Genomic DNA, 25881 nt, shown 5'->3' with positions numbered 1-25881 from the left:
TAGGACAGAAGGATGACGGCGCAACTGTATCCTTCTTTAAGAGGCTATATTTCTACTTCAGAAGTATAGCCTTTGTAGCTAACAAAGAAACTATTTCATCCAGACCTCCTTTCCTTGCAGCTGATAATTACAATTATATACCCACGACAGATTTTCCATAATATCCTTTATTCCCTTATCAAAATCCAGTTCCAGGGTAAATCTTCCCGACATTACCTTCTGCGAATGGCTTCGCAGGTCATATCCATATACCTGCTTCACCCGAAAAGCAAGCTCTTCGAAAGAAACATCATCTATGAATAAGCTTCTCATTTCGGGATCAAAGAGCATTTTCTCATAATGTGCCGAGTCAGCCTTCTGCGAAGCCTTATTATACGTCACAACCTTTCCTACGGTCAGATTTTCAAAAATATTGCCCCCCGACTCCACCTCTACACGTCCCCGGGTCACCTGCACACTGGCTTCATCCAGATGGGACTGATCAGACACTAAAAAAGCAGTCCCCAACACCCTCGTCGTCATATGTTTAGAATGCACGACAAAAGCCAGCCTTTCATTTTTTTTGACATCAAAGTAAGCTTCACCGTTCTGAAGTACCACTTCGCGGTTATCATCGCCAAAACCCGTTCCGAGCGAAACGCTGGATCCCGCTGTAAGCCACATCATAGAGCCATCAGGCAACATATATCTGGAAAGAGGCACACCTATTTCCGATTGATAAGACATCGTCTTATCCCCTCCTTTTAGTAGAGTCCACCCATCTTCTACTCCCACAAAACAAAAAATCAATAGACAGGCAGCAGCAATCCCTGATAGCCATATAACCATCCTACGATACTTTTTCTTAGGTCTCTCCTGTACACTTTCCTCATCAGCCCCTATTGCCCTCTCAAATTGTTTCCAATTGGCCTCTATCTCTTGTTTTGACCAATTCTCATACTTCATTTGCGGATCCAGAAGTAATTCCTTCAAAACCTCATCCACCAAAGCATTTCCGCGTCCCTCTTGTATAAAATCTTCAACGTATTTAATCTCTTCTGAGTCACAATGACCTAGAAAATACCTTTTCAATAATGCTTTATCTGGATCTGTCTTCATACCTTTCATAGTCTATCTACTATAAAGAATGTACAAAGTATGCGGAATGGCTATAAGAAATATATTTTTTTTAAAGCAGGGAGCCCAACATATAAAAAATGGCTAAGCACATAGCGATATCGGGATAATTATAAAAATGAGCCTTCATAACTTTGATTGCTGCTTTAATATGGTTATTGACAGTATGCACGGAGATATTTAGGATCTCAGCGATTTCCTTATTCGTCAGGTATTGCTCACGACTCATCTGAAAGACTTTTCGCTGCTGTTCGGTCAGTGTATCAAGCGCCACCTGATAACACTCTTTTACCTCCTTTACCGAGATGACATTGTCGTGATCTGATACATCTCGATAATGTACTTCCATCAACTCCTCGGTATGGATTTTCTTTTTCCGCAGGTAAGCAGCTATCTGTTGCCGGAGTATCCCGAAAAAATAATGATCAGGCGCTTCCACGTGGGTATAACGATCACGCATCTGCCATATCTGTAAGAAGGTATTCATGGTGATTTCTTCCGCAGTTTCCTTGCTTCGGGTCACATTAAATGCCAATGCCATAAATTTCGGCATCAGGTAATCAAAAAGAATCTTAAAACTCTTTTGATCACCATGTATCCACGATTGGAAATAGAAATTAAAATCAAACAATACTTTCATACCGAAATATTAGCCCAAAGCTACTAAAGCTATATTAACTCCATATTAAATTCCTTTCCAGAGCCATTTTTATCATGTTGCTGCGCTGAATCCATATCTAGGTCAACACGAACTTATGGAAAAAGCTTTATATTTCAATATTTCAAATAAAAAAACTGCTATTTAAAAACAAAGTATTTCGCCCAAGTGTATTTATTTAAAACAGACATTATATATGCTCGTAACACTGATCTCCTGTATACTCATCCTCTTTAGTATCCTCCCCTTTGTCCAGCATCAGCATTGGATTTTTCGCGTTCCCGAGTTTCTCAAACTACAGATACTGATTCTGCAGACAATAGCCTTTGCTCTGCTGTTTTTTTTCAGTGACAAAGACACCGTTTTCTGGACAGTACAGCTTCTGCAACTGCTATTGATCGGTTACCATTTGTATATACTGTCGAGATATACCAAATTCTGGCGTACCCCCTACATTCAAAAATCAAAATCTGCTTCAGAGCCGATCAAAATTATTGCGTGTAACGTCTATCAGGACAACAGGCAACATCATCGTTTTGTAGAACTGATTCAAAGAGAACGCCCTGACATCGTGCTTACGATGGAAAGTGATACCCACTGGGAGCAGGCTCTACGCGAACTTGAAAGCATCTATCCCTATGTCCAAAAAGTGACCTTGGACAACACTTATGGCATGCACTTCTATACTCGGCTTAAAATAATTAACATTCAAACCCACTACTTTGTCGCTGATGATATACCTAGTATCGAGGCAGAGTTAGAAAGTAAGGATGGGCATCGATTTGTGTTCTTTGGTGTACACCCTCCACCACCTAGTCCCACCGAAGAAGAAACTTCCAAAGAGCGCGACGGCGATCTGCTCAGCGTAGCCAAGCGTGTACGCGGCTATAACCTACCTGTACTTGTCGCCGGCGATTTTAACAATGTAGCCTGGGCCAAAAGCTCCATCTTATTCCGAAAGACCAGTGAGCTTATCGACGCCCGCATTGGACGGGGCGTACTTTCAACCTTTCATGCCAAGTACTGGTTCTTTCGGGTACCATTAGACCTGCTTTTTCACAGCCCACAGCTATTTATCGATCAGTTAAACATCCTGTCCAGCATCGGTTCAGATCATTTTCCAGTCTCCTGCACCTTCCATATCGATCGCCAGTCGGACGAACAGGAGGAACGTATCGAAGAACTTGAAAATGATGAAATGCAAGAAGTAAACGAGCTTATTCAAGAGGGCAAAGAGGAAAATAGTGACAATAGATCCAGCGAATGAGAAAATAGCAAATCCACTGTTAAAACACATATGACAAGCTCACTCTACCCTGAAACCAATCCCTTCCGGGGCGATAAGAGGACGACAGCTCTGCCGTGGGCAAGTCACCTCGTCGCTGATAGTCTGCCTGCACGCTGACAGACCAGTTTCTATGCGGTCTATTGTTAGACAACACCCACTTGGTACTCCATTCATGCAATGTAGCAGACTGGTACCAATAGTCGTGGTGTATAATCCGCCTCGCCACCTCCCCTTCGTTTATCACGGGCATGATCAGGTTATGCTCCAATGCATACCGAGTCGCATAGTTGATCTCAGCCCGCAGGTCCAGCACCCCAGTCAGGGTAAAATTATAGCCATAGCCAGCGCCAGAATTCAATTGTGTATACGTTAGTTTATTACCTTTTGTACCATCCTCGCGGTTCAGATCAATCATCCCAAGGCTGACCATCAATACACTCTTACCGATGCCATACTGTCCCCTACCGAATATCCTATCGCGCTGATATACATAATTGTTCTGACCGGTACTTACTCCCAGCATATACAATCCATCTGCTCCGCGTTCCATTTTTCCGTCGAGTGAGAGTATCATCGTATTCCCATCAGCAAGCGGCTTAGACCATAATAACTCGCCCTCCACGATATCCTTATCATAATCCATTAGAATCTGATAACCATCTACCGAAGTATTAGTCTCCTTAAAAGACTGATTTTCTAACACATACCTCGTATTAAAGTAAATATAATGTTTAGGTCCGATTTCATAGCGGGCATTAGCCCCCACGCCCTTTCTATTTATAAAATCTTCATACCGGATATTAGAAACTTTAGCATCCATCGTGCCATACCCCTTCATCACCCAGTTGGTATATTCAGGGTTTTCTGTTCCGACACCATGCTTATCATTTTTATAACCTACGCCCACCCGTTCCGATCCGTAGCCCATGATTCCCCGTAAGTGATAGCTCCATTTATCACTCCGGTAACCCACCGCCAGATCCAACTCCAGATTCATATCTGCGATATCACCTCTAGGATCATTGTTCGAATAATGAGAACCGATCCTATAATCTATCCCCAATGTAACAGGGATACGTCCATCCATAAACTGTTGCTGTACCGCCGCATCCAGTTTATAGGTTTCTCTGCTATATTTATTCTTACGCATGGACGCGTAATAAAATGGAGCGTCTTCGTTCCATCTTGTCTGGTGCCGTAGCGCAGTGCTATCTTCGCTCGTGCGTTCATATGCAAATTTACCCCAGAAATCGGTGTTGTTCCATCTTGTTTTGCCTTCTGTATCAAAGCGAAAATTTTTTATTCTGTCCGCGCCTTGCGAAGGTTGCAGATGTCCCTGCCCCCAGGCTTGAGATATAGCCAATACCGATGTACCGTTCTTAAACCCGTCCCTTATCCATACCCTGTTTTTCATGGTCATTTCATGCATCGGACTATAAGCCCGGTCGTGCCAATAGACTATTGGCGCGACCGAGTCCAACAGCGCATCGCTACTATCCTGTGCCTTCACGCATAGCGTAAAAACACTACATATAACACTATATGCCAGCTGTTTAAAAAAAGCCATCGAAATCGCGTTAAAAATTAATTAGCAAATCCCCAAGGGCTGGCTTTTATCGTTACAAAATCCTCTGTCGAATTATTAGAATCCTTCAGTTTCACACGACCATTCTCCGTTGTTTCGGTCTTCCGAATTACTGCCTGCGAGGAATACCTTGCACCAGGTACAAAGCTGAACCCCGCATCGACAGAAGCCGGCAGCTTCTTTGGTATCCGTTCGTCGTTCAGTGTCGGCTGTATCTCCACACCATCCATAATCCAACGGATAGGCAACTGCCTATACATGTTTGCAGTACTTCCGGGAGTCGTCAAAAGGGGCGCATAATATTCTTTGAGCGCCGTCACCTCTGCTCTGCTACTCCGCCGGAATATCACATAGCTATCACGCCCGTTGGCGTCCAATACCCAATCGCTTCCCTCATAGGCCAGAATCTCCAGGTTAGGCACATCCAGATTGTCTATATCCGACCCCAAAAGCTTTTTCCCAGGTATACCTCCGTAGTGCACTTCAAAATCCGCCTTACTCAGATCTACGGTCAGATCGGGATTACGTACTCCCGTTTCTTTTCCGTTATTATCCACAAAAGGAACCTTATGATTCAGCGCATTCTGGGCGATCACTATACTTTTCCCTGGCTGTACCGGATAGGTCTTTCCATTGCCAGGTATCATCAATAAGTCGCTGAGATATACATAATCTGTATTTGCGGCTTCCCCCACACTATTACTGATTGATTTAGACCAGTCCAGCTGTTCATTCGACTGATAGTGGTACGACTGCTTATTCGGGCTCTGTCTGCCCCAGGCACGTGCGATATATAGACTATCCGCATACAAGACACGGTCCGTATTATTATGAATCTCTACAAACTGATCTCTGAATATAGCACCTTCTTTATTATCCGATCCGGCATAGTAGATCTGTTTAATCACAAAATCACCGATCAATCCTGTTACCAGTTCCAGATCGATAGTTGTTGAAAAGTTCAGACTGTAGTTTTTCAGCGAGGCATTGAATACCAGATCTGCAGCTTTCTCAATGCCTGTCAAGTTTTTATAGTGCTCTTTGGTGATAGTCACTGAAGCATCGATATCATACTTCCCTGGCGCCAGTCCGTCCATGTTTACCACGCCCTCGGAGGCTTTGAATACGGCACTGTTTCCCGTAGAAAGATTGGTAAGTTTAAGTTCCACCTTACTTCGGTCCAGCGGTGTATTCAGTTGTGCTTCGGCATAATTCAGATTAACCTGTACATCTATCGGCTTAATGGTAGGGCCGTCTTTCTTACAAGCCGTAAAAGGTAACAGTAAGAATGGAATTAAATAACGTGTTTTCATATGTGTATTATTTTTGCTTTAATGGTCATCCGCCCATTGGCGGAATCAGGGATGTTTGTGCTTCGCCAAACTGAGTATTTGATATTTTTTACTATCGATACATTTTAAAATTTATAAGTCATCTGTGCTCCATAATTAGGTCTACTGTTCGGTGCCTTTACTGTCCCCGCTCCCTCTATATAGAATCTAGGCTGATAGTCCAAAAAGTTATACACATTAAATGATAGGTACAGATTTTTCCCAATCTCCTTGGCCATGCTTAGACTAAAGTTCCAATACGTCAGGTTATCGGTTGCCCTTACTTTCATCATGTCATCGCGCCGTTTTTCAAAGAGCTGTACATGATCCGGATTATTGGGATCAAACTGGTCCACCACATGGTGTGTGAGATCTTTGGTATAATATTCTTTAGGGTAAAAATCTTCCCACTTCGTCGAAGTATAATTCAACAGTTCGACATCGGCACTCAGTTCAATGATCAGCCGTAGTTTTGGAAAGTGTGTCGAACTCCGTATTGATCCGCGACTCAGGTAATTGCGGGTACTTGCCGATGGAAATAATCCGATATGCAGCAGATCATCCTCTACTTTACCATCATTAAATGTTACAGATTCCAGGTTCGGATCTCTATTGGCCGACGAGGTCAGCGCAGCTGTTGCCGAGAATGATGTCATGATCGCATTAAACCGCGGTGTACTGTACATCATCTCCACCCCCATATTATCGTTGGACCGGTCATTGTTGAACTGTCGGTTATCGATCAACAATCGTCGATAGCCTACCATCTCGACTCTTGGCTTCTGTCCCGGCACTGGCGTAGCATTGTACTGGGGCAGAGTCAATATTTCGCGCTGCGACAGTGTGGATATCACACGGTCGTTGCGTTTATAGAAAAGATTGGTACGCAAGGAATGTCCAGCTCTACTCCACGCCAAGGACGTTTCGAGTGTCTGGCCTACGCTACTTTTAATACCCTTGCTATCCGGATCATAGCGATGCACATAAAATAGCACCATACTCTCTGCCACCTTACCATTATATGCATTCAGCAATAGGATATCATGGAATGAAGGTCCAGGGTAAAGGTGCGCTATACCCGGCGACTTGAACGATAAGCCATAAGCCACCCCTAGCCGGGTATGTTCAGAGAGCCTGTAGTTGATATTCGTTCTGGGCGAAATCGACGAGTGCCCGTTCATCATGTCCCAGCGTACACCGGCACGGATATCGAGCTCCCTTCCCATAAGTTGCATACGCATAGCATCATCCAGATACACCCCTATATTCTGCAGATTATGCGCCAGTGAAAAATCATAATATCTATCCGATGTACTGCCCGACAAATCCTTTTTAGGACGGGATGGGTCTACAATACGCCCCTTTCCCAAATTTGTATCAAAGCTGTAGCTTGCCCCTATATTAAACCGGTGCTGTACACTTCCGGTATAGTAAAGCCCGTTCATCTCCAGCCGTCCGTTCAGGTTGAGCGGCCTATTTTCGACATGATCCAGTGCATCATACTGTCCGGGGGCATATGCAGCCTCCACGACCCCCGAGTACAGCGTATCCGTATAGAACACAGGATCCCCGTTATAATAGTATTCGCGATAAGTTTCTTGCAGGGAAGAGCTCGCTCCCAGGTTGAATCCAATACGGTCCACAATGCTGTTCTTTACTTTTATCGATGTACGGCTGGACGTATTCCAGTTCCACCCTCCAAAGGACACCGCTGTAGAAAGCGCGTCATCCGGATCTTTATTAACCGCATCCAATACTTTATTGTAGGTAGCAGACAGCGTCTGCTTGACCTGCCCCTCGCGGCCATAGGTATTCGTCCATATCACCGTACCATTGATTCTCCGATATTGCTTGAGCTTATCCCTATTATCCGCATACGAGTTGACATATCCTGCATCCAGATTCATCATTCCCCATTTTTCGCGCAGCTTAAAACCTTTCGAAAAGCCGTATGAGGTTGCATTGCTACGTAATTGTACCCTAAAGAAAGCCGGCGTGCGTCCAGCCTGCCGCTCCACGATCACTGCACCGTTTGAGATATCACCGTAACGTACAGGTGCTACTCCCGATATCACCTCCACGCTTTCAATATTCTCGACCGGAATCTGCCGCAGATCAATCCCGCCAAACACATTTTCTCCCGAATAAGAGGTATTAGGAATCGGTCTCCCTCCGACCATATAATCCGATGGACGGATACTATTGAAAGCGTTGGCCATTCCTGTTGCCCCTGGATTACGGCCGCCCATGTTGCCGTTGTTACTCATGGCAATATCATCTACTATAATAGCTACCCCAAAGGCATTGCTCAGCTCATGTACATTCCTGGCTCTGCCGATAGTCCCTGCAAAAGCTCCACGCAGTGTCAGATTCTGCATATCCTGTACCGAAGGACCTGTATTCAGACGATTGGGTAGCCGGTTCAGAAGGTCATTGAGACTCAATGCCGGAAAGCGCTCGATCATTTCGCGATCGAATACCAGCGATGAGTTACTCCGTTGGCCCTGAGAGGCCTGCACAGGTATCTCTTCCAGCGCCAGACTATTGTCCAGAAGCGTAACAGGAGGCACTAGGCCTTGTGTATCAAATACCAATGCTATACGCTTGCTTTTTTTACCTACAAAGGCAATTTTTAGGGTATATTGATTATGGAGGCCTCGATCTGGAATATCTAGTCTATACGTACCATTTTTATCGGTAGAGACCGTCTGCTCCAACTCGATCACCGTTACGCTGGCACCCACCAGGGGTTTGTGTTCCGCATCCAGCACCGTCCCTTTTATCGACTTGTCTTGCGCCAGCAGCACGTTAACGAGTAACAGTTGCATCACCGCTAGTACGGAAAACTTAATAAAACAGGCAGAAAAATGCATCCCTATATGGCGTTAATAATTTTAATCAAGTCTAAATAACGATACAAATGTAACAAACATACTGCTTTAATCACAACAATTTTTAAGCAATCTAAATAATAATACTATTTTTGCAAGAGTATCGGTCAGAAATGAAAAAAATATTAATTCTATCAGTATTAGCGGCAGTGATTGTTTTTGCATCCTTCACGGAGCACATCGAAACACGAAGCATCTTTCTTTTGGATAGCAGTATTACTGCATTATATAGACGCCCCGTTGCATTATGGCCGGCACCGAGTATCGATAGTGGTGTACAATGGGAAGAATTCAGCTCGCTTCCCAAGGTAGACAGTAGCTATTTTACCCTGATGGAGCAGCCCGATGTCGTACTTGGCAAATACCTTTTCTTCGACCCTATACTTTCCGGTTCCAATCAGATCTCGTGCAGCTCCTGTCACAATCCGCAGACCTCCTGGGCCGATAAGCTGACCGTTCCGATAGGACACGATCACCGCGAAGGTATGCGCAATACACCATCGCTCCTCAATGTATACGCCCGTAAAACCTTTTTTTGGGACGGCCGTGCCCGTTCTCTTGAGTCGCAGGCTCTAGGGCCCATCGAAGCCCATCACGAGATGAACATGGATCTCACGAAGCTGATTCCCAAACTTAAAGCCATTCCGGCCTACAACGACCTCTTCATGGCCGCTTATGATGACGAAGACTATTCTATGCCTGAGGTGCTTAAGGCACTCGCCGCATTTCAGCGTACATTGGCGAGCCGCCGTAGCCGCTTTGATGAGTTTATCGACGGAAATTTTAAAGCCCTAAATGATCAGGAGATCCGAGGCCTCCATTTATTCCGCAACAAAGCACGGTGCATGAACTGTCACAGTGGCAAATTCTTCACCGACGAATCCTTTCATAACATCGGACTGACGTATTACAACCGTAAGTATCAGGATCTCGGACGTTATGAGGTTACTCAAAACCCCGACGATGTAGGCAAGTTCCGAACCCCCTCGCTTCGGGATGTAATGAACACCGATCCTTGGATGCACAATGGTTTATTCTGGGATATGACCGGTCTGCTGAACATGTACAACAGCGGCATGCAGATGAATTCGCCGAAGCCCGGTCAAAAAGAAAATGACCCAATGTATCCTGTCACGGATCCCTTGATGAAAAAACTAGACCTCAGCAAAGCGGAGATCCAAGACATCAAGGCATTTTTAGAATCGATTACCGCTACTAAATACCGTATGCACAGGCCGGAGAAGTTGCCGCGCTAAATCTTCTTAAGACACTTACTTTCTGACCTCTATCATTTTTTACGAAATTCAAATCATACATTTGTACTAAAATAGTTATAGCGATGAGGAAGCAATATCATTTTCGTCAGATTAATCAGCAACTTTATGCATGGGATGTCGAAAGACTGATTCAGTTAACGCAAGGTCTCCACCCCGAAACAATTCATTTAAATGAAATAAACGAATTCAACGAAACCTACTGGTATAGCGATGAGGGCGATTCGCCTACATGCCGATCCATTGCCGAACACATGAAGTTAATAAAAGAAGCGGATCTTGCTTATCCTATTCTAATTTGTCCAGAAGGCAAATTGATGGATGGCATGCATCGCGTTGTAAAAGCATATTTGGAAGGATTATCGTCTGTACAAGCTTTTCGACTAGCTATTCTTCCGCAACCTGATTATATCGACGTAAATCCAGACGATTTACCTTATGATGAAGCTTAAAAAAAACAGCCCCCATTCGTCATCTCGAGGGCTGTTCCAAAAGCTAGGTATCCGTGTACCGATTACTTCCTATTAACTATCATCACTCTTCACCATGATAACATTTACATTTTGCTTATCATTAACTCTTAACAACTACTCTCTCCTCCCCTCCAGCAAGCGCGACATCACATAACTGACCAATGTGCCGAGCGCTGCCATAGACGAAACCTCTATAACTGCTTACTCGTCCCCCTCTAATCTCCTTCATCCTCGTTAACTTCATCACTCGATAACTCGTTAACTTCCTTTTCCATAACCGCCTCCAACACCCCCAATCCCACAGCTACGTATTTGATAATATTCAGCGCCTTGCCCGGTAGCTTTATCGGAGCCAGCAGCAACACCTGTACCGCCTGGCTTATTTTCTTGATGATTTTGTGCATTTTTTTTACTGTTATCCTGTTACCGTGTGATCGTGTTGACTAGATAACTTGTTAACTCCCTCACTTAATAACTATAAACACCTCCCCACCCATATCCCACAGTCCATACACTAGCGCTTTCAGTTGGCCGAGTGCTTTGCCGCTTTCCGTGCCGGTACCTTCACCTGTGAGGCTGGTCACGGGAGCTATACAGCCCAGTAACTCACGCTGCGCGTCATTGGCCGCATGGATCAGGATCGCTTCTCGTCCCAGTACATTCGGGATACCGATCTGCTCCCCGTGCTTGGTATAGGTGCGCTTGACGAGCTTGTATCGTCCCGTAGGGATACAGCTCATGCGCTGCATATTATTACGCCAGGGCAATTCGATGGTATGACAGATCTCCTCGCCCTGATACGAGATCGTCCCATTTGTTCCCCGCTCTCCGTATATCCGCCGGAGATGTAAGGTGTGTTGATTTTTCATTTTTTTTAACCGATCGTTCTCTCTCCCAGATACATACTTCTGGAATAATCTGTTCCTGCGCGGTCACACAGCAAAAGATAAAGGTGCAATTCACGCTGCCACAGGTATTCGGGCACATCCAGTTCAACGCGTCCGTCCCGTCTTAGCGCCTGCTCTGTATTAGCTATCGCTACACCATCTTCGATCTGATAAGCCACCAATATCACACGGTCATCGTGATTGAAGTCCGTCAATCTAGAGGTATCAAAAGATACTATCAGCCGTTGATCTGCGCTCTCTAGACCGACATCCTGTGGCACCTCAATATTACCATCACTCAAGAGCACTTTGGCAGGGTCTATCCGTAGATCAGGATAGGATCCAATGACAGCAAACCGCAGCAGATGGGACAATGCAAAATTGCGTGGCGTCCATCCCTTTCTTTTTCCCTGCTGTGCTTTCATTCCGAATCCTTTACTGACAATCGGTCCTAAAGGAGCTAAGAATCGGTTGCCCAACACGAACTTAGTACGTATACGATGCACTTCGGCCGATGCTTTTTTTGTATTCATTTTCCAACAAATAATAAGTATTTCAAAAAAGGAGTGGTCCGAACACCCTATTTTCCGGACACACTCCCTACTGTTTAAGACAGCGTCACTTCGCCCAGGTAAGAGCTTCGCGACACCTTGACTTTAGTCCGATCCGAAAAGAAGAACCATACATGTACTGATTCGCCCAGCAGATGCTCCGGAACCCCAAATGAGATCGTACCATCTACTCGCTTTGGCAGTGTCGGAGCAGACAAGAACTCATCTGCTACAGGGTGATAAGCAAGGATATACACCAGATCATCGTCCTTGGACTCATAGACCTCATTATTGTCGGGTGACCAGGTCAGCGTCAGTTCCTCTGTCGCAGCATCAAAGGATGCCGTCTTGGTACCTCCCGCATAATAACTGCCGTCCGCAATCCGGATCTTGCTATAATCGAGTTCGAAGGCAGGATACGTGCCTGTTATCACATTGGGCTTGTTGAACTGAAAAGCCACATTGACCGGCGTCAGTTTATCCACCTTCTTCTGACCATAGCCCACCTTTAAGAAATTTTTGATCGGCAGCAAAAACCGCATCAACAGCTTAAACTGTTCCTGTACGATCAGCTGCGCCTCGGTCGCCGGCTTACTGCTCTTTTTATACAGCCCTTTGATGTAGTGGATACTTTTCCAGCTGCTACCGATCACCGACCCAGCCTTACCTTTGAAGCCACCGTTGGCTCCATGGAGAATTCTTCCCATTTTGTTTTCTTTTTTAATGATTAAATATTTGTTTGCCAAGATTTGCATACCGGTATTGTTGCTTGACAGGACAAACATAAACACCACAAAAAGAGATACCTATACCAGTACAACGGTTGACGGGAGGATGGCGGGAGGCCCCCTACCTATTGGCGGAACGTGGCGTACAGCCATTGCCATTGCCACCGAAATAACAGTAGACCAACAGGCCAATTTCTAGGAAATGTATTCGGAGTGACTGTTATCTCCACCTTACCTTCGCCCTACCACCGCCTTACCATTTCCTTACCTGAGGTAAGGAAATGGTAAGGCCACAGTAAGACATCAGTAAGGCCGAGGTAAGAGACTGGTCAAAGTAAGATCGCTATTGACCAGCTCTTCATTGGCTATTCATCGTGCCGATCCGTCCCAGTAATACCGTCGGAACCGTTCGATATCGGCTTCATAATAATAGCACTTGCCTTTGATACGCTTGGCCACGGGGATCAATCCCAAGCGCTGGAAACGCAACAACGTACGATCGCTGATGCCTACCCTATCCAAGACATAATCTCGATCGCGATAGGTCATCTGTTCTTTCGGCGGGATGTCTGCAGACTTTTCCATATTCTTTTCGATGCGCTGAAGGCGCTTGTAAAGGAGATGCAACGCGTGCAGTACCTGTCCATCATGTCTAGGGTACTTTTTAAATTTTCTGTTAGGATTCATAATTCATTATAATTAAGCGTTAGTAAAAACAACCTATCGCTGTCAAACAGCGTTATTATCCAGGAATTTATAAAAGTCCAGATAAATATCCTTTGCCCCTACGGGCACTGTTACATATTGTTCAACCATAGTCACGTTATCCCCCTCTCTCTTTTTTTTCTTACGCAACAGATTGAGTACCACTTTACGTCCTGCGTATTTCTGGTAAAAATTAATATTGAACGCCACATTCTGTATACACTGTTTGAACCACTTTTGCGGCAGCCTTTCCACGATCTGCTTGAATGTCGCATTGCTCTCCAGTATCTTGCCGCAGACCAAGTGTATCCGCACTTTTGAGGCGGCTGTATCTATATAGACGATGTCCCGGAACCACACCATCTTCCTTTCATAGCGCAGGGGACCTTTGACCTGAAAGAACTCATACCCTCCATACAGATCGTCTTCATCTGCCGACAAGTTCTTCTGAAGCTCGTTATTGACACGCCGCAATGCTCCCATCAATCGAGACTTGGAGACCGGCTTCAGCAGGACATCGACCAGATCCATCGTATACCCCTGGTCTTCATATTTTTCAAATCCAGTGTACAGGATCGTCGGGATCCTCGGATTAGCAAGTCCCTGTAAAAAACTAAAGGCATCGGTATTGAGCAATTCAACATCCAGTATCAAAAAATCCACCTGATTGACATGAAGATAACGCTGCGCATCGCGTTCGTTGACAAATGTTGCCACCACTTCGATATAAGCGATATCCGATAATAATTCGAGCAGATTGTCGATAGCTGCCCGTTGGTCATCCACGATGACCGCGCTCCATATTCTCATAGCATTATAATTAAGTTAAGCGGTATAATTGACTCTAATCACTGCCTCATACGTCTCCGCAGTATCGTTGACCTTAAAATCCGAACGGCTTCCGAATGCTATTTCCAACCGTCGCTTTAGGTTATGTAGCCCTTGACCGTGGCTTATCATCGCAGACAGTCCATGTCTTTTCTGATTTTCTACCTGCACCAGGTAGCCCTGCTGGTCACAGCAGACCGAAATCCTCAGCGGCTGTTCCTTCCTCCCGATATCTCCGTGCTTAAAAGCATTTTCGACCAGCGTGAGTACAGTCGTAGGCGGTATTGCAAATCGGTACAGATTGCCTATGACCTCGATAGCGACATGTGCATCGACCCCCATACGACGGGGCTGCAGCTGGAGGTAATTTTTTACAGCCTCGAGCTCATCATATAACAGGATCATCTTAGAGCCACCCGGCTCGTGAGCCTTCATATAGAATTTCATAAGCTGGTACATCCCTCCAAACTGGGACGCCATCAGCGGATCGACTTCCCGTATCTGTACTTCCCAAGATTGAAAAACATTAACCATCATATGTGGATTGACCTGCGCTGCCAATGCGGTGTACTCATACTCTTGCTTCTCCTCCTCGGCCTCCATACGCATCTCCTTTTCTGCCAGTTGATCCTCCAGAGCCTTCAACTTGCCCTGATAATGAAAATAGAGAAATGCCAGCATACTGAAATGGCCATGCATCACCAGTAGCGATTGCACAAACTGCCTCCACTCAAACGCATAGTCCCGAAGGATATACCGACCGTGAATAAGGTTGATCCCGAGCTGTCCGTATAAGACGCTGTACACCAAAAAGCCCGATATTCCGTAAAACAGCAACAGCAGCAGTCCGCCCTGCACGTATCGCCTAGGGGCGAAATACCGCCGTAACAGATACACCACGGTATAAAAAACGAATGCAAAATAAGGCAACATCAACGCTAGACTGATCAACGAAAAACTGGTATTGGTAAGCGAATTGATCAGGTAAAAATAGGCCCCATATATAGCCCAATAGCTGAGATGTCTCCGCCAAGAGGTCAAGATCAAGTATTTCATACAGCGTTTAGATTTGGTATAAAACATTAAAATACAAAGTTTTAGGCACAGTACCCAAACTTTTGCCATGCTATAGCATATTGTCTCCCATCCAGCGGATATATGCCATAGCACATCTTGTCCAACAAAAAATATCCTCCATAGAGCTGAAAGGGAATAAAACGACACTGATCCTCGAAGCAATCCAATTGGGACTGCGGCTTCATATCCCGATGCATATACAACCAACCCTCCCATTGCCGTGAATCCCACTGTATAGCCCGTCCTAATGCATCGTACAGCTTCTGCAAGGTATGCACCACAAACGTCTCCCGCGATATGGCCCTATCCCTTGTGCCTATAGCTTCTATAGACAGGGCCACGATATCGGTCCTTGGATCCACTTCGGATCGGAGCATATACACGGGGAGTGCCAATAGATAAGCCATATCCAGTGCACCTTTGCGTGCGCGCACTGCAGCACCTGCCAGCTTGATCCTGGTATATTTTGTATCGGGAGCATGATCCCGTCCCACTCCAGTGCCCCCATCCATATAGCAGAGTATATCATAGCCCCGAGCTACCAGTTTCCGTATCTTAAAAAACAAGTGGGTATCCTCTGCTCTGACAAATACCAATGTGTCGGCCCAGCATTGTTCCATCACCGTAGCATAATAAAGCTGTTGGTCCGCCAGCGCATCATCAGATACAATGACTGCGATCCTGCGTCCCTGTTGCAGCAACAATAAGGGCAGCAGCCTATAATAGCCATAGTGAAAAGTCGCCAAAAAGCATGGCGCTATAGGTAGCAGATCACCCAGATCCAGAATTGGATGATCCAGTACCTCCCGTAGATCGAGCATCGCCTGTCGCTTGCCAAATTCTTTGGTCGCCGTATACAGCTCAAACTGTACAGCGGTGTCGCATACGCCCAGTACCTGCTGTACATTGGCCGAGAAGAAAGCAAACTCGCGCCAATAGGCTTCACCATACTGCTGCGCAATAGCATTACAATCAAACATATCAATTTTATTAAAGGTCTATAAATGGGTATACAGGAAGCCAGCGCTTCCCGTATACCATTGGTCTTATTTTTTAGAACGGAAATACGATATCGCATTTCAAAACAGGTTCTCTATCTTCTGCAAGAAGAAGTAACTCGTCCAACGACAGTGGAGAAGTATCCGAGAGCCCACATAGTTCTATAAAAGATTGTACTTCCATAGTCACATATATTGATTAATATCCAACCATATCCCAGTCTCGCACGGGGTTTACGGCTTCAGGCGCTGAAGGCTAGCGATCGATCCAGTAACAAAGATTATTTAAAAGACTAAGTATTCCTATCCAGCATCACCATAACACTATTTGCCCACTTCCTTTATACCTTCTAAGCCACAAACCTGAGGCAAATGAAGTCTGAAGGGAGGCAAATGGCATAATGCGGGTAATATGAACAGATGCCGTATAAAGTCGAGAGCTTTGCAGAGACAAATCATAGACACAGATACTCAAGAAAGGAGCCTCCACGGATGAAGAAAACATTTCACTTTGAGCTACCCCCTGTCGACCATTTTGAAGGAGACGCTTCCGGATTCTTGCCCAAGCTGGCAGATTCCACCCTCCAACGCTATGCAGACGATGGCATACAGCTCATCGAAGAATACATAGACTATCACCAGGTCATGCTCTATCGTATCCAGGCTATACTGACCTCATCTTACAGCCTACCATTAGCCTGCGACAAGGCCGACTACCACCTCGTATATCCTGTAAAGGCCACTGCCAAAGTGCTTATCCATCGCACAGCACCACATCCATCGCAGGCCTGCTTTGTCCAGGGACAGGCCAGCTATATCTATATCCCCAAAGCGACCGTACATATAGAATTACGTGCGGGATGTTACCTTGTATACGGTCTACTGATCAATATTGGTATCGTACGCGAGATCATCTACCGGGAGGATCATTTCCTGATGCTGTTCAGAAAACATCGTGACCATAATAAGAAACTCCTGTACCAGAGTGACTCTTGGCCGATTAAAGATCGTACCCTATTCCAGATCTCCCGTATAGAGACTGTTTTCTTCAATTTTCAGAAAAACAATGAGGGTGAGGTGATCAAACTTGTATATGCATTTTTTGACATCGCGGAGTACAAACAATTTGAGGTATATGAAAAACTCCATGAAGGCAAAGAGCTGGCCAAGAAGGCCCGACTGGCGATAGCCGATCAGATCCACCAAACCTTTAGCACCCTTAGCATCGGACAGCTCCACAAGCAGCTCGGGGTCGGCGCTCCGTATCTACGCCGTGTACATCAGAAATACTATCAACAGACGCTATTGCAATATCGGGATGAGCTGCTGCTGGCCAAGGCCAAGTTGCTTCTGGTAGAGTACAGTGTGAGTGAGGTCAGTAATTTTTGTGGCTTCCATCAATTGAGCAGCTTTTCGGACTACTTCTTAAAGTATACCGATCAACGGCCGGCCCATTATCAAAAAATACTATCTGAAAAAAGAAAAAGACAATGATTTTCAAAAATCCGAAATCCTAAAGCTCGGATTCCCGAAATCAAACTCCCTACACCGATGTACCTTAGCGTTATCAAAACCAACTAACATCGGAACTCTAAGGCAAGGCTTGAGAGCGAAGGGCGGATCGGCCAAAAGACACTTACGACTATCCCTAGATAGCGCTTAGGCAACGTACAGAAAAATAAGATAGCAACAGGATAGCAAACACCCATTTCCTCTCTGAGGTGAAGGGAACAAAAAATTATAAACATTTAAATTATAGCATCATGCTTAAAAACATTAAAAATTATGCAATGGCCTTGGGAGGCTTGGCGATTGCATTAAGCTTGACATTTATGTCATTTAAAGCCAGCGTTGTTGAAAAAACATCTAGAAAGACACTTAGCTTTCAAACATGGCGATTTGTTGAAACAGTGGATAGTGACCCTACAAATCCAGAAAACTATGTCCTACAACAACTTTCAGATCCACCTTGTGGTACAATTGAGAAAAAAATCTGTACGATTACGGCCCCTGATGATGGCAACGGGCTACCAGATCTGCAAGAGCAAATGTTTGACCCGGTTACAAACAATGATCAAACTATCGAGCACCTGATTGATAGAGCACAAACATCATTGAGCTCAACACCAACTACAAATGTAGCGGTATTAGCTTTCAAAAACCTTTAACAAAAAAGGAGGAGCAGCGTTCCTCCTTTTTTCATTATCTCTGATTCTGTTCATAATGACCGAATTTCACAGCCTCTATAGGTATCAAATAAGTATATTCTAAACTATTGGGTTCAAGCCTGATAGTTTCAGCGATGCTATTCCTAGTTATTTCTCTTTCCAATGTAATTGCATGCTCGGGATATGCATTCAATCGCCTCAGATCCATCCATCGGATTCCTCTGAATATTAACTCCTTCCTCCTTTCCAATAGTATTCTTTTTAATAAATCGTCTGAATTATTAAAACTTAATTTTATAAAACCATTGACTTTATAACGTTTCTGAAGGAGCTGGTTTAAATAATCTGTAGAATTAGCAAGCTCTTTACCTCGAGCCAAACATTCTGCTTTTATAAGATATAATTCATTCACAGCAATTCCCGAAAAATAACCAACATCCGTACCATAATAACTTCCTTTAAATTTCACGCCTTCTAGTGATTTCTCAAAACACACTACTTTCCTTAAGTCATTTGGTTCATATAATTCATATGCTTTTGGTGCAACAAAGGCATTCCGCCCCATTGTATAATTACCTGCATCTGACGATCCAGCTATATACATCAGCTCGGGATTGCCATTCACAGTAAATGGATAAGCTGCTAAACTATCAACCGAATTATAATCCAATAACTTATCATTAAATGAAAGTGCTATATCTACCATTTTTTCTGCATCTTCATAGTTTTCTATAGCAAGGTATAACCTCGCGAGCATAGCAGCAGCTGTAGACTTATTTGGCCTTGTAATATATTCGGAATATTCAGGAAGGAGATCCAATGCGTTTTTTAAGTCGGTTAACATCTGTACATAGGTATCCTCCAATGATGCTCGTGGAATTACGATTTCGACATCAGAATCAAGTCGTAACACCAATCCTAAGCCTCGATTGTCTTTTCCCCATCTATAGGGGTGGCAGAATGATTGAGCTAGATAGAAAAATGCGGTACCACGTAGAAACAAAGCTTCCCCTTCCAATTGTTTTCGTAAAACTGGATTTTTATCGTCCAATCTTTCTAATGTTTCTAGTACAATATTGGCGCGAGTAATTAAACGATATGGAACAAGCCAATTACTTTGGCTTAATCCCTTGTCTTGCCAAATGTAGATCCCCTTAAAACGTTCCTGAAGACCATTAAAACCCTGTTCATTAAGGCAATAATCATCTGTACCCGCTTCTAAAGTTGCCGGATAAAACAGATTGACATCTCGTTCATAGTCCAAAAGATAACGAAGGTCTTTTAAACTATTGGGTATACCATCAACATTTGATGCGTTCTCACTCAGAAACTTTTCACATGAGATAAGGCTAAAAGCTATTAAAAGCCCTGTAACTAAATATATTGTTTTCATTATGCTATTTTTAAAAATTCAGGCTAATACCAAGACTATAAACTTTTTGCGGAGGTCTATTGATATATTCAGGATCTATACCATACTTGTTCTGGACCCATAGCGGTTTCCCGCCATTAGTAGAAGCAAATACCTGACCTCGTAATGTATTTTTGCCATATTTAAACTGGAGTCTGTATGACAGTCGAATGTCTTTAATCCTGATTACTCCCCCTTCTAAAATGTTTGCATCTGAAGATCCAAAGAAATTGTCTCGATTTGCTATTGCAGGATAAATCATCGATGGTATATCTGTAAATAATTCATCACCGGGCTGCTTCCATCTTTGCTCAAAGTCAGTATGCCCTGACCAACTAGTGAACAATGCATTATAATTGATGGTGCTTTTCTTAAAATAATGTCCAAATTTATAGGTTATCAGAAATCTTAAATTAATGTCTCCCCAATTTAGTTCTTGAATCAACGAGCCATAATAAGGTGGCAAAGCTGTACCATGATAGTTCAAATTCTGCAACGAATCGTATAATAACTTGGCATAGTCTTCAGAAACTTCCCCATTGTAAATACCTCTAGGGTTTCCATTATCAGGATTAAGTCCTGCAAAACGATATGAAAACACGGGGTATAATTCCTTATCAGGCAAAGGAGTCAACGCTGTACTATTACCATTTGCATAAGTGCTGCCCAATCCGATATTACCGTTAAATACTTTTACTACAGATCGACTTTTTGTACCGTGTAGAGTAGTCTTTCCACTAAATCCTCCAAAACTATATGTTGTTGCAAGACTGATCTCAAACCCTTTACCATCTATTGATGCTACATTTTTGATAATCGTTGAGAGTCCTGTTGTAATATCTACAAAGTCCTCCGAGATAAGATCTGTAGATCGTTTATGATAAAACTGTACCTGTCCAGAAACAGCACGATCAAACAATGAAAAATCTAAGCCTAAATTTTTCGTTGCTACGTCCTCCCATTTAAGGTTAGGATTAGAAAGCCGGGCTACATCAGCCTGTTGGAGTAAAGATATATTATTTGAGGATGGTGGCACATAATAAATGGTAGGTAGTGGATTAGCTCCCCCACCAGAGTTTCCGCTATGTCCATAAGTAGCCCTAAGGACTAATCTATCAATCCATTTTTCATTTGTCAGCCATGGTTCCTCACTTAACGTCCAACTTGCTCCTGCGGACCATAAAGGATTCCATCTGTCATTTGTTTTCACGCCAAAAATATTCGAAGCATCCTTTCTTGTTGAAAAGCTCAACCCATAGCGACTCTTATAGTTGTATCCTATATTGCCATAAAAAGAAACAAACCGCTGTATAGAACTATTAAATAAATCTCCACTAGGTATACGTGAATAACTACCTAAACCACCATAAATCGGATAAGAATTCACATAATCAACTGGTATACTTGTCTTTCTCTTCACATCATAGCCATAGGATCTAAATCCGTTGGCAAATGTCTCCCGATGCGAGAGCTCGCTCCCAACCAATAGAGTGATCTGATGTTCCTTCCACATATTAGAATAATTTGCCTGCCCTCTTAAATTATGTGACTGCATTTCAGCAGATTCAGAATAACGAATGGCCCCTTGGGGTAATATATATATTATCTGATTCCCATTGACCTGACTGAACTTATTAACCATATCACGGACATAATAGGATTCCTCTCCATTAATAGCCGTACTATTCAGCAACTGCCTTTCAAAATTATATGTACCTGACATGTTGAAACCCTTGAGTGGCTTAAGTTCAATACCTACCTGCCCCTGAACATAATTCTGACGACCATTAGAGTAGGATAAGCCAAGATCATCTAAAGGGACATATCGCCAATCTAACAATGGTGTAGATGCTAAACTTTCAATATACTCTAGATTGTATCCTCTCGGTACCGCCAAAGCATTCCCATACTCGTCACGCAATCGTGCATAAGGATAGATAAACCCCTTACCTCCACCCGTTTGGTAAGTCTCATTAATAACCTCTAGATAAGCGTCATCTGATTGATTCGAATAATTAAATCCAACTGTTGTCTCTATTTTTTCATTAATCTTATACCTATTAGATATTTTAGCCGTAAATCGACTATCATTCGAGCCGATTCGCTGTCCCTTATTATAATCATACCCAATTGCTATCAAATTTGACAACTTTGGAGTTCCAGATGTCAAGGAGATATGGTGCTGTTGACGTAAACTTGGTCGGTAGATTTCTTTACTCAATTCGTCCAAGTAATTGACTCCCCTCAATTCTGCTATAGCACGCTCAAGGTTCTCATCACTCAATGTGTTGTTTTTATTCTTATACAGCATATCCACTACCGGAGAAAACACATAGCGATTACGTCTTGTATTGTTATAAGTCGCGTCATAGAATTTATTATTGAAAAGGAACAATTCAACATCAATAAAATCATTCGTTGAAATACGGTTACGCCCATACAGATTAGGACGTGCAGCAGTATTTATATTTCCCGAATAGGACAAGGCCCATTTTTCTGACTCTTGAGCTTTTTTACTCGTCAACACGATTACGCCGTTACCAGCCCGAGCTCCCCAAATACTTGATGCAGCAGCGTCTTTGAGTATGGTCACGGATTCAATATCATTCGGGTTAATATTTGATAGATCTCCTTGATAAGGAAAATTATCCAATACAATTAAGGGCTGTATCTGCAAACTGTTAAGCGTAGCAATCCCCCTTATATTAAGAATAGATTTACCTGTGCGATTATCAAATTGCAATCCAGGAACGAGGCCTTCCAATTTTTCAATAATACCGTATGTAGATCTTGCTTCTAATGTCTTCTGATCGACAAATTCGAAACTACCCGTACTTCTTTCTTTCGATAACGTTTGATACCCAGTCGACACCTGCACTTCGTCAATCTTCCGCATATGCTGCTTCAATACTACTAAGATCGGGCGATCAGTATTGTCAAAGCTTAATTCCTTATTGTCATATTGTAGATGCTTGATTAATAATCTACCTTGGTTTTTACTTAGCGATAAAGAAAATCCTCCATTTATATCTGAAACCGCTTTAATCGTTGTACCAAGTACTTCAATAGAAGCATTGTGCACAGAATGCCCCGTACTGTCTACAACCTGACCTATCAATTTTATCTGCGCCTGCAATGACGTTGCAAACACTATTAAGGTGAGTGTTAAAATATTTTTCATAATTTATTTTATAGAAATGGTGCCGAATAGTTTCTGTCTAAAAGATTTCTATAAGTATAGGTTTGCAAATAACCTTGTTGGTTTATCCAAAAATAACCTGGAAACCCACCGTAAGGAAAAAGTTGTTCTAGATAACTATCTTCAATAATTGTTTTGAAAGAATTTATACCAAATCTTATAAAATACCCTGCATTAAAAAGATTATTTATCTTATTGTAATCCTCTTTCGCCTTTTTACTATTCACCATTACAACAGCTAAATCAGTAGGATATTTTGCTTTAAAAAATTCGATTTCTTTTTGGTGAATTAAACAAACTCCACATCCAGTCATATAAAAATCGAGCACTAATATTTTACCTTTATGCTCTTCTAGTGTCTTACGAATAGTATCTCCATTCACATAAAAAAGATGCTCCTTCGTCCAGAATTCATCAGGCACTTTATTTCCTATAATAATCGGTTCTACTTTGTTTAGGCCTTCGGCCTCCTGCCCATAGGCAGGAGAACCCAAAAAGCCACTAAACAACACACAGAATATCATAAACACCACGTCACTGCGATACCGCCCAAGCGGGAGAAGCAGTCTATATATATTATTTCTTTCTTTTGGGCAATCAGAACTGTCTTGATAACTTGCCTCGGTCCCGAATTTACTTCGGGATAATATGTTAACTCGTTCATCCGCCAGTGGTCGGACACACCTCTGTCCAAAGGGCAGTTCTCTCCCAGCCCTATTAAAATTCTTCATTTTTTAGGATACTATGCAATGGTAAGACACCATTGCAGATTCAAAAATCCAGTGTGATTTCTGAATGGATCTTGCGGTTAGTATTGGTTTATAATCGGTTTTATACCATCCATTCTAGAAATAAATAAAAGTACCGACCTCCAAATTATCGCAAAGCAATAAAATTAAAACACACAACATTTGCTTGTACTTAAAATCTATACTATCTTTAAGGTACGAATTTAAATAGATAGTAACCGATTTCTAACCTGTGCAAACAATAGTGTTTCCATATGTAAGAGGTCGGATTACAGAAAAGGGCTTTGACGTTTTTTTAAAACCGTCATTGCGAAAGGTAAGTTTTTTTAACAAACACATCGGAGACCTAGTGACAGTAAACGTCACCTCGACCTTGTGGAGAGGTCTATTAACTATATAGGTTTAAATATATAGCTTTTAGATACCTCGACTACGCTCGGCATGACGACATATTTTACCACCTCTCCTATCCCTTTTCTGTTAACTATTGCTTTACGTTACTCCGGCGAGGGCGGAACGTTCTTTATGTGTAAAAATTGGGAATACCATGATGACCGATGTGATATCGGTGTCGAATGTTTTTTGTTGGTTCTTGTTTTCGTTCTCATAATTTTTAAAGTTTATGTGAACGAGACCCTACTTACATAACGTAAAGGATGAGACCTTGCGTTTCGCCACTCTTTTACGCTAGACAAATGTTTTGCGTCAGAATTTGGTACCTGGAAGCGGCTACTCAGCAAGGCTCACCCCCACATTATTATACAAAGATATAATAATCGCAGGAAATGAGCTAACCTTACCGCCTCCTTCCCAGGTACCAAGTGGAAAGTTGGAGACTCGTCAATATTTAAAGTGTTATAAAACACCTAGATATTTAAAGTTAACTCTACGTCTAATTTTAAGACGTATAAATTAAACATTGCGCTAACAAAACTTAGCAATCACTAAGCAATCACTAAGCAAATATACACACTTAGTTATAACTAAGCAAATTTTTAATCAAAATGACAGAAAAAAATAATAATCCTAAAACAAAATTTGAGTGGGAAATAGTTAAACTAGTCAGAAATATAAGGGAATTGAAAAAGAATAAAGTTAGCCAGGCTAAGATTGCTAAACATTTAGGGGTAACTCCTGGTTATATCGGCCAAATTGAGACAGAAAAATCACCCAGTATGTATACCTATGACCAGCTAAATAAAGTAGCAGTTTTATTGAGTTGTAGTCCTAAAGACTTTATGCCTGAATTGGCAATTGAATATTAAAATTAAGCCTATCTGCAAGAAAAAGAAGCTGAAACAATGAAGTAGGATTCACTTACTAAAACCAATTATAACCTCGGGGAATTATGAGTAAAAGCAACCATTCAGAAATAAAAAACTTGCATCCGGAAGATGTTCTGATGAGCAGAATTTATCTTTTCAGAGATCAAAAAGTGATGTTGGATCGGGATTTGGCAGAGCTTTATGGAGTAGAAACTAAAGCATTAAACCAAGCTGTAAAGAGAAACATAGCTAGATTCCCTCCGGACTTTATGTTTGAACTAACACAGGAAGAATATAGTTCTTTAAGGTCACAAACTGTGACCTTAAACAAAAGAGGAGGTCATAGCAAGTACTTAGCCAACGTATTTACTGAACAAGGTGTAGCCATGCTGTCAAGTGTACTAAAAAGCGCACAAGCTATACAAGTTAATATACAGATCATGCGAGTATTCACTAAACTGCGTCAATTCCTTACCGATAACTCAAGGATACAGCATGAACTAACAGAAATGCGACTCGCCATAGAAAAGCTTTCAAAAAAACAAAAAGGCCACGACCAGAATATCGAATTGCTATTTGAGTATATTGACAGACTACAGGAGAAAGAAGAAAGAACGGTGACCAAGCCAAACTCAAAAGGTGAAATAGGATTTAAGGTCGGAGGAAAATAAAGCACTGAACTCCTGACTTATTATAATA

Annotated in this window: 25 protein-coding genes; 8 read left to right on the top strand and 17 right to left on the bottom strand. The window is 42.8% G+C overall.

Annotated features, from left to right (window positions below; genetic code table 11):
- Positions 1-90 precede the first annotated feature (90 nt).
- Positions 91-1098, bottom strand: a complete 1008-nt coding sequence (locus tag JKG61_RS02735; protein WP_202101451.1) for a FecR family protein — start codon at positions 1096-1098, stop codon at positions 91-93.
- Positions 1099-1168: 70 nt separating this feature from the next.
- A complete protein-coding gene (locus tag JKG61_RS02730) occupies positions 1169-1756 on the bottom strand; it encodes a sigma-70 family RNA polymerase sigma factor (RefSeq protein ID WP_202101450.1) in 588 nt (195 codons plus the stop codon).
- Between the two features lie 214 nt (positions 1757-1970).
- Between JKG61_RS02730 and JKG61_RS02725 the strand changes: the two genes are divergently transcribed.
- Complete coding sequence (locus JKG61_RS02725) at positions 1971-3041, top strand: endonuclease/exonuclease/phosphatase family protein (RefSeq protein WP_202101449.1); 1071 nt, start codon at positions 1971-1973, stop codon at positions 3039-3041.
- A gap of 19 nt (positions 3042-3060) precedes the next feature.
- Here the strand turns inward: JKG61_RS02725 and JKG61_RS02720 are convergent, their stop codons facing one another.
- The 3 genes from JKG61_RS02720 to JKG61_RS02710 form a co-directional block, all read right to left on the bottom strand.
- A complete protein-coding gene (locus JKG61_RS02720) occupies positions 3061-4629 on the bottom strand; it encodes a DUF6850 family outer membrane beta-barrel protein (protein ID WP_202101448.1) in 1569 nt (522 codons plus the stop codon).
- Between the two features lie 17 nt (positions 4630-4646).
- Positions 4647-5960: a DUF4876 domain-containing protein gene (locus tag JKG61_RS02715; protein ID WP_202101447.1), complete on the bottom strand. Its 1314-nt coding sequence runs from the start codon at positions 5958-5960 to the stop codon at positions 4647-4649.
- Positions 5961-6064: 104 nt separating this feature from the next.
- Positions 6065-8851, bottom strand: a complete 2787-nt coding sequence (locus JKG61_RS02710) for a TonB-dependent receptor (protein WP_202101446.1) — start codon at positions 8849-8851, stop codon at positions 6065-6067.
- A gap of 131 nt (positions 8852-8982) precedes the next feature.
- Between JKG61_RS02710 and JKG61_RS02705 the strand changes: the two genes are divergently transcribed.
- Entirely contained in the window at positions 8983-10125 is a 1143-nt protein-coding gene (locus tag JKG61_RS02705) for a cytochrome-c peroxidase (RefSeq protein WP_202101445.1), read from the top strand.
- An 83-nt stretch (positions 10126-10208) separates the two neighbouring features.
- Complete coding sequence (locus JKG61_RS02700; RefSeq protein WP_202101444.1) at positions 10209-10595, top strand: hypothetical protein; 387 nt, start codon at positions 10209-10211, stop codon at positions 10593-10595.
- Positions 10596-10831: 236 nt separating this feature from the next.
- Here JKG61_RS02700 and JKG61_RS02695 read toward each other — a convergent pair whose 3' ends face one another.
- The 4 genes from JKG61_RS02695 to JKG61_RS02680 all read right to left on the bottom strand — a co-directional run bounded on the left by JKG61_RS02695 (position 10832) and on the right by JKG61_RS02680 (position 12761).
- Positions 10832-11020, bottom strand: coding sequence for a hypothetical protein (locus JKG61_RS02695; protein WP_202101443.1), 189 nt, complete (start codon positions 11018-11020; stop codon positions 10832-10834).
- Between the two features lie 60 nt (positions 11021-11080).
- Positions 11081-11485 (bottom strand): DUF5675 family protein, encoded by a 405-nt coding sequence (locus JKG61_RS02690; RefSeq protein ID WP_202101442.1) that lies wholly within the window; start codon positions 11483-11485, stop codon positions 11081-11083.
- Positions 11486-11490: 5 nt separating this feature from the next.
- Positions 11491-12036 (bottom strand): DUF6266 family protein, encoded by a 546-nt coding sequence (locus tag JKG61_RS02685; protein WP_202101441.1) that lies wholly within the window; start codon positions 12034-12036, stop codon positions 11491-11493.
- 74 nt (positions 12037-12110) lie between these two features.
- Positions 12111-12761: a DUF6266 family protein gene (locus JKG61_RS02680; protein WP_202101440.1), complete on the bottom strand. Its 651-nt coding sequence runs from the start codon at positions 12759-12761 to the stop codon at positions 12111-12113.
- 16 nt (positions 12762-12777) lie between these two features.
- Between JKG61_RS02680 and JKG61_RS02675 the strand changes: the two genes are divergently transcribed.
- On the top strand, positions 12778-12981 hold the full coding sequence (locus JKG61_RS02675; RefSeq protein WP_202101439.1) for a hypothetical protein: 204 nt from the start codon (positions 12778-12780) through the stop codon (positions 12979-12981).
- A 170-nt stretch (positions 12982-13151) separates the two neighbouring features.
- Here JKG61_RS02675 and JKG61_RS02670 read toward each other — a convergent pair whose 3' ends face one another.
- The 5 genes from JKG61_RS02670 to JKG61_RS23045 form a co-directional block, all read right to left on the bottom strand.
- Positions 13152-13469 carry a MerR family transcriptional regulator gene (locus JKG61_RS02670; protein WP_202101438.1) on the bottom strand — a complete coding sequence of 106 codons (318 nt, stop codon included), beginning with the start codon at positions 13467-13469 and terminating at the stop codon, positions 13152-13154.
- 42 nt (positions 13470-13511) lie between these two features.
- A complete protein-coding gene (locus tag JKG61_RS02665; protein ID WP_202101437.1) occupies positions 13512-14297 on the bottom strand; it encodes a LytR/AlgR family response regulator transcription factor in 786 nt (261 codons plus the stop codon).
- A gap of 15 nt (positions 14298-14312) precedes the next feature.
- The gene (locus JKG61_RS02660) at positions 14313-15371 is read right to left on the bottom strand and encodes a sensor histidine kinase (RefSeq protein WP_202101436.1); all 1059 of its coding nucleotides are present in this window, start codon (positions 15369-15371) and stop codon (positions 14313-14315) included.
- Positions 15372-15412: 41 nt separating this feature from the next.
- Positions 15413-16372 carry a hypothetical protein gene (locus tag JKG61_RS02655; RefSeq protein ID WP_202101435.1) on the bottom strand — a complete coding sequence of 320 codons (960 nt, stop codon included), beginning with the start codon at positions 16370-16372 and terminating at the stop codon, positions 15413-15415.
- A gap of 73 nt (positions 16373-16445) precedes the next feature.
- Entirely contained in the window at positions 16446-16574 is a 129-nt protein-coding gene (locus tag JKG61_RS23045) for a hypothetical protein (protein WP_262896187.1), read from the bottom strand.
- A 308-nt stretch (positions 16575-16882) separates the two neighbouring features.
- On the opposite strand from JKG61_RS23045, the gene JKG61_RS02650 reads away from it, so the two are divergent.
- Together JKG61_RS02650 and JKG61_RS02645 are read left to right on the top strand one after the other, a co-directional pair.
- Complete coding sequence (locus JKG61_RS02650) at positions 16883-17884, top strand: helix-turn-helix domain-containing protein (protein WP_202101434.1); 1002 nt, start codon at positions 16883-16885, stop codon at positions 17882-17884.
- A gap of 269 nt (positions 17885-18153) precedes the next feature.
- Complete coding sequence (locus JKG61_RS02645; RefSeq protein WP_202101433.1) at positions 18154-18558, top strand: hypothetical protein; 405 nt, start codon at positions 18154-18156, stop codon at positions 18556-18558.
- 34 nt (positions 18559-18592) lie between these two features.
- Here the strand turns inward: JKG61_RS02645 and JKG61_RS02640 are convergent, their stop codons facing one another.
- From JKG61_RS02640 to JKG61_RS02630, 3 genes are read right to left on the bottom strand one after another with little or no spacing between them, the layout of a single operon-like run.
- Positions 18593-19951 (bottom strand): RagB/SusD family nutrient uptake outer membrane protein, encoded by a 1359-nt coding sequence (locus JKG61_RS02640; protein WP_202101432.1) that lies wholly within the window; start codon positions 19949-19951, stop codon positions 18593-18595.
- A gap of 10 nt (positions 19952-19961) precedes the next feature.
- A complete protein-coding gene (locus tag JKG61_RS02635; RefSeq protein ID WP_202101431.1) occupies positions 19962-23150 on the bottom strand; it encodes a SusC/RagA family TonB-linked outer membrane protein in 3189 nt (1062 codons plus the stop codon).
- 8 nt (positions 23151-23158) lie between these two features.
- Complete coding sequence (locus tag JKG61_RS02630; protein WP_202101430.1) at positions 23159-23899, bottom strand: TlpA family protein disulfide reductase; 741 nt, start codon at positions 23897-23899, stop codon at positions 23159-23161.
- Between the two features lie 1022 nt (positions 23900-24921).
- On the opposite strand from JKG61_RS02630, the gene JKG61_RS02625 reads away from it, so the two are divergent.
- Both JKG61_RS02625 and JKG61_RS02620 read left to right on the top strand, forming a co-directional pair.
- Positions 24922-25182, top strand: a complete 261-nt coding sequence (locus JKG61_RS02625; protein WP_202101429.1) for a helix-turn-helix domain-containing protein — start codon at positions 24922-24924, stop codon at positions 25180-25182.
- Positions 25183-25265: 83 nt separating this feature from the next.
- Complete coding sequence (locus JKG61_RS02620; RefSeq protein WP_237249347.1) at positions 25266-25853, top strand: ORF6N domain-containing protein; 588 nt, start codon at positions 25266-25268, stop codon at positions 25851-25853.
- Positions 25854-25881: the final 28 nt, after the last annotated feature.

The sequence above is a fragment of the Sphingobacterium faecale genome (assembly GCF_016746095.1).
Lineage (GTDB): Bacteria > Bacteroidota > Bacteroidia > Sphingobacteriales > Sphingobacteriaceae > Sphingobacterium > Sphingobacterium faecale.
Note: the sequence above shows the minus strand (reverse complement) of the source record. Positions and strands in the feature narration are given on the sequence as shown.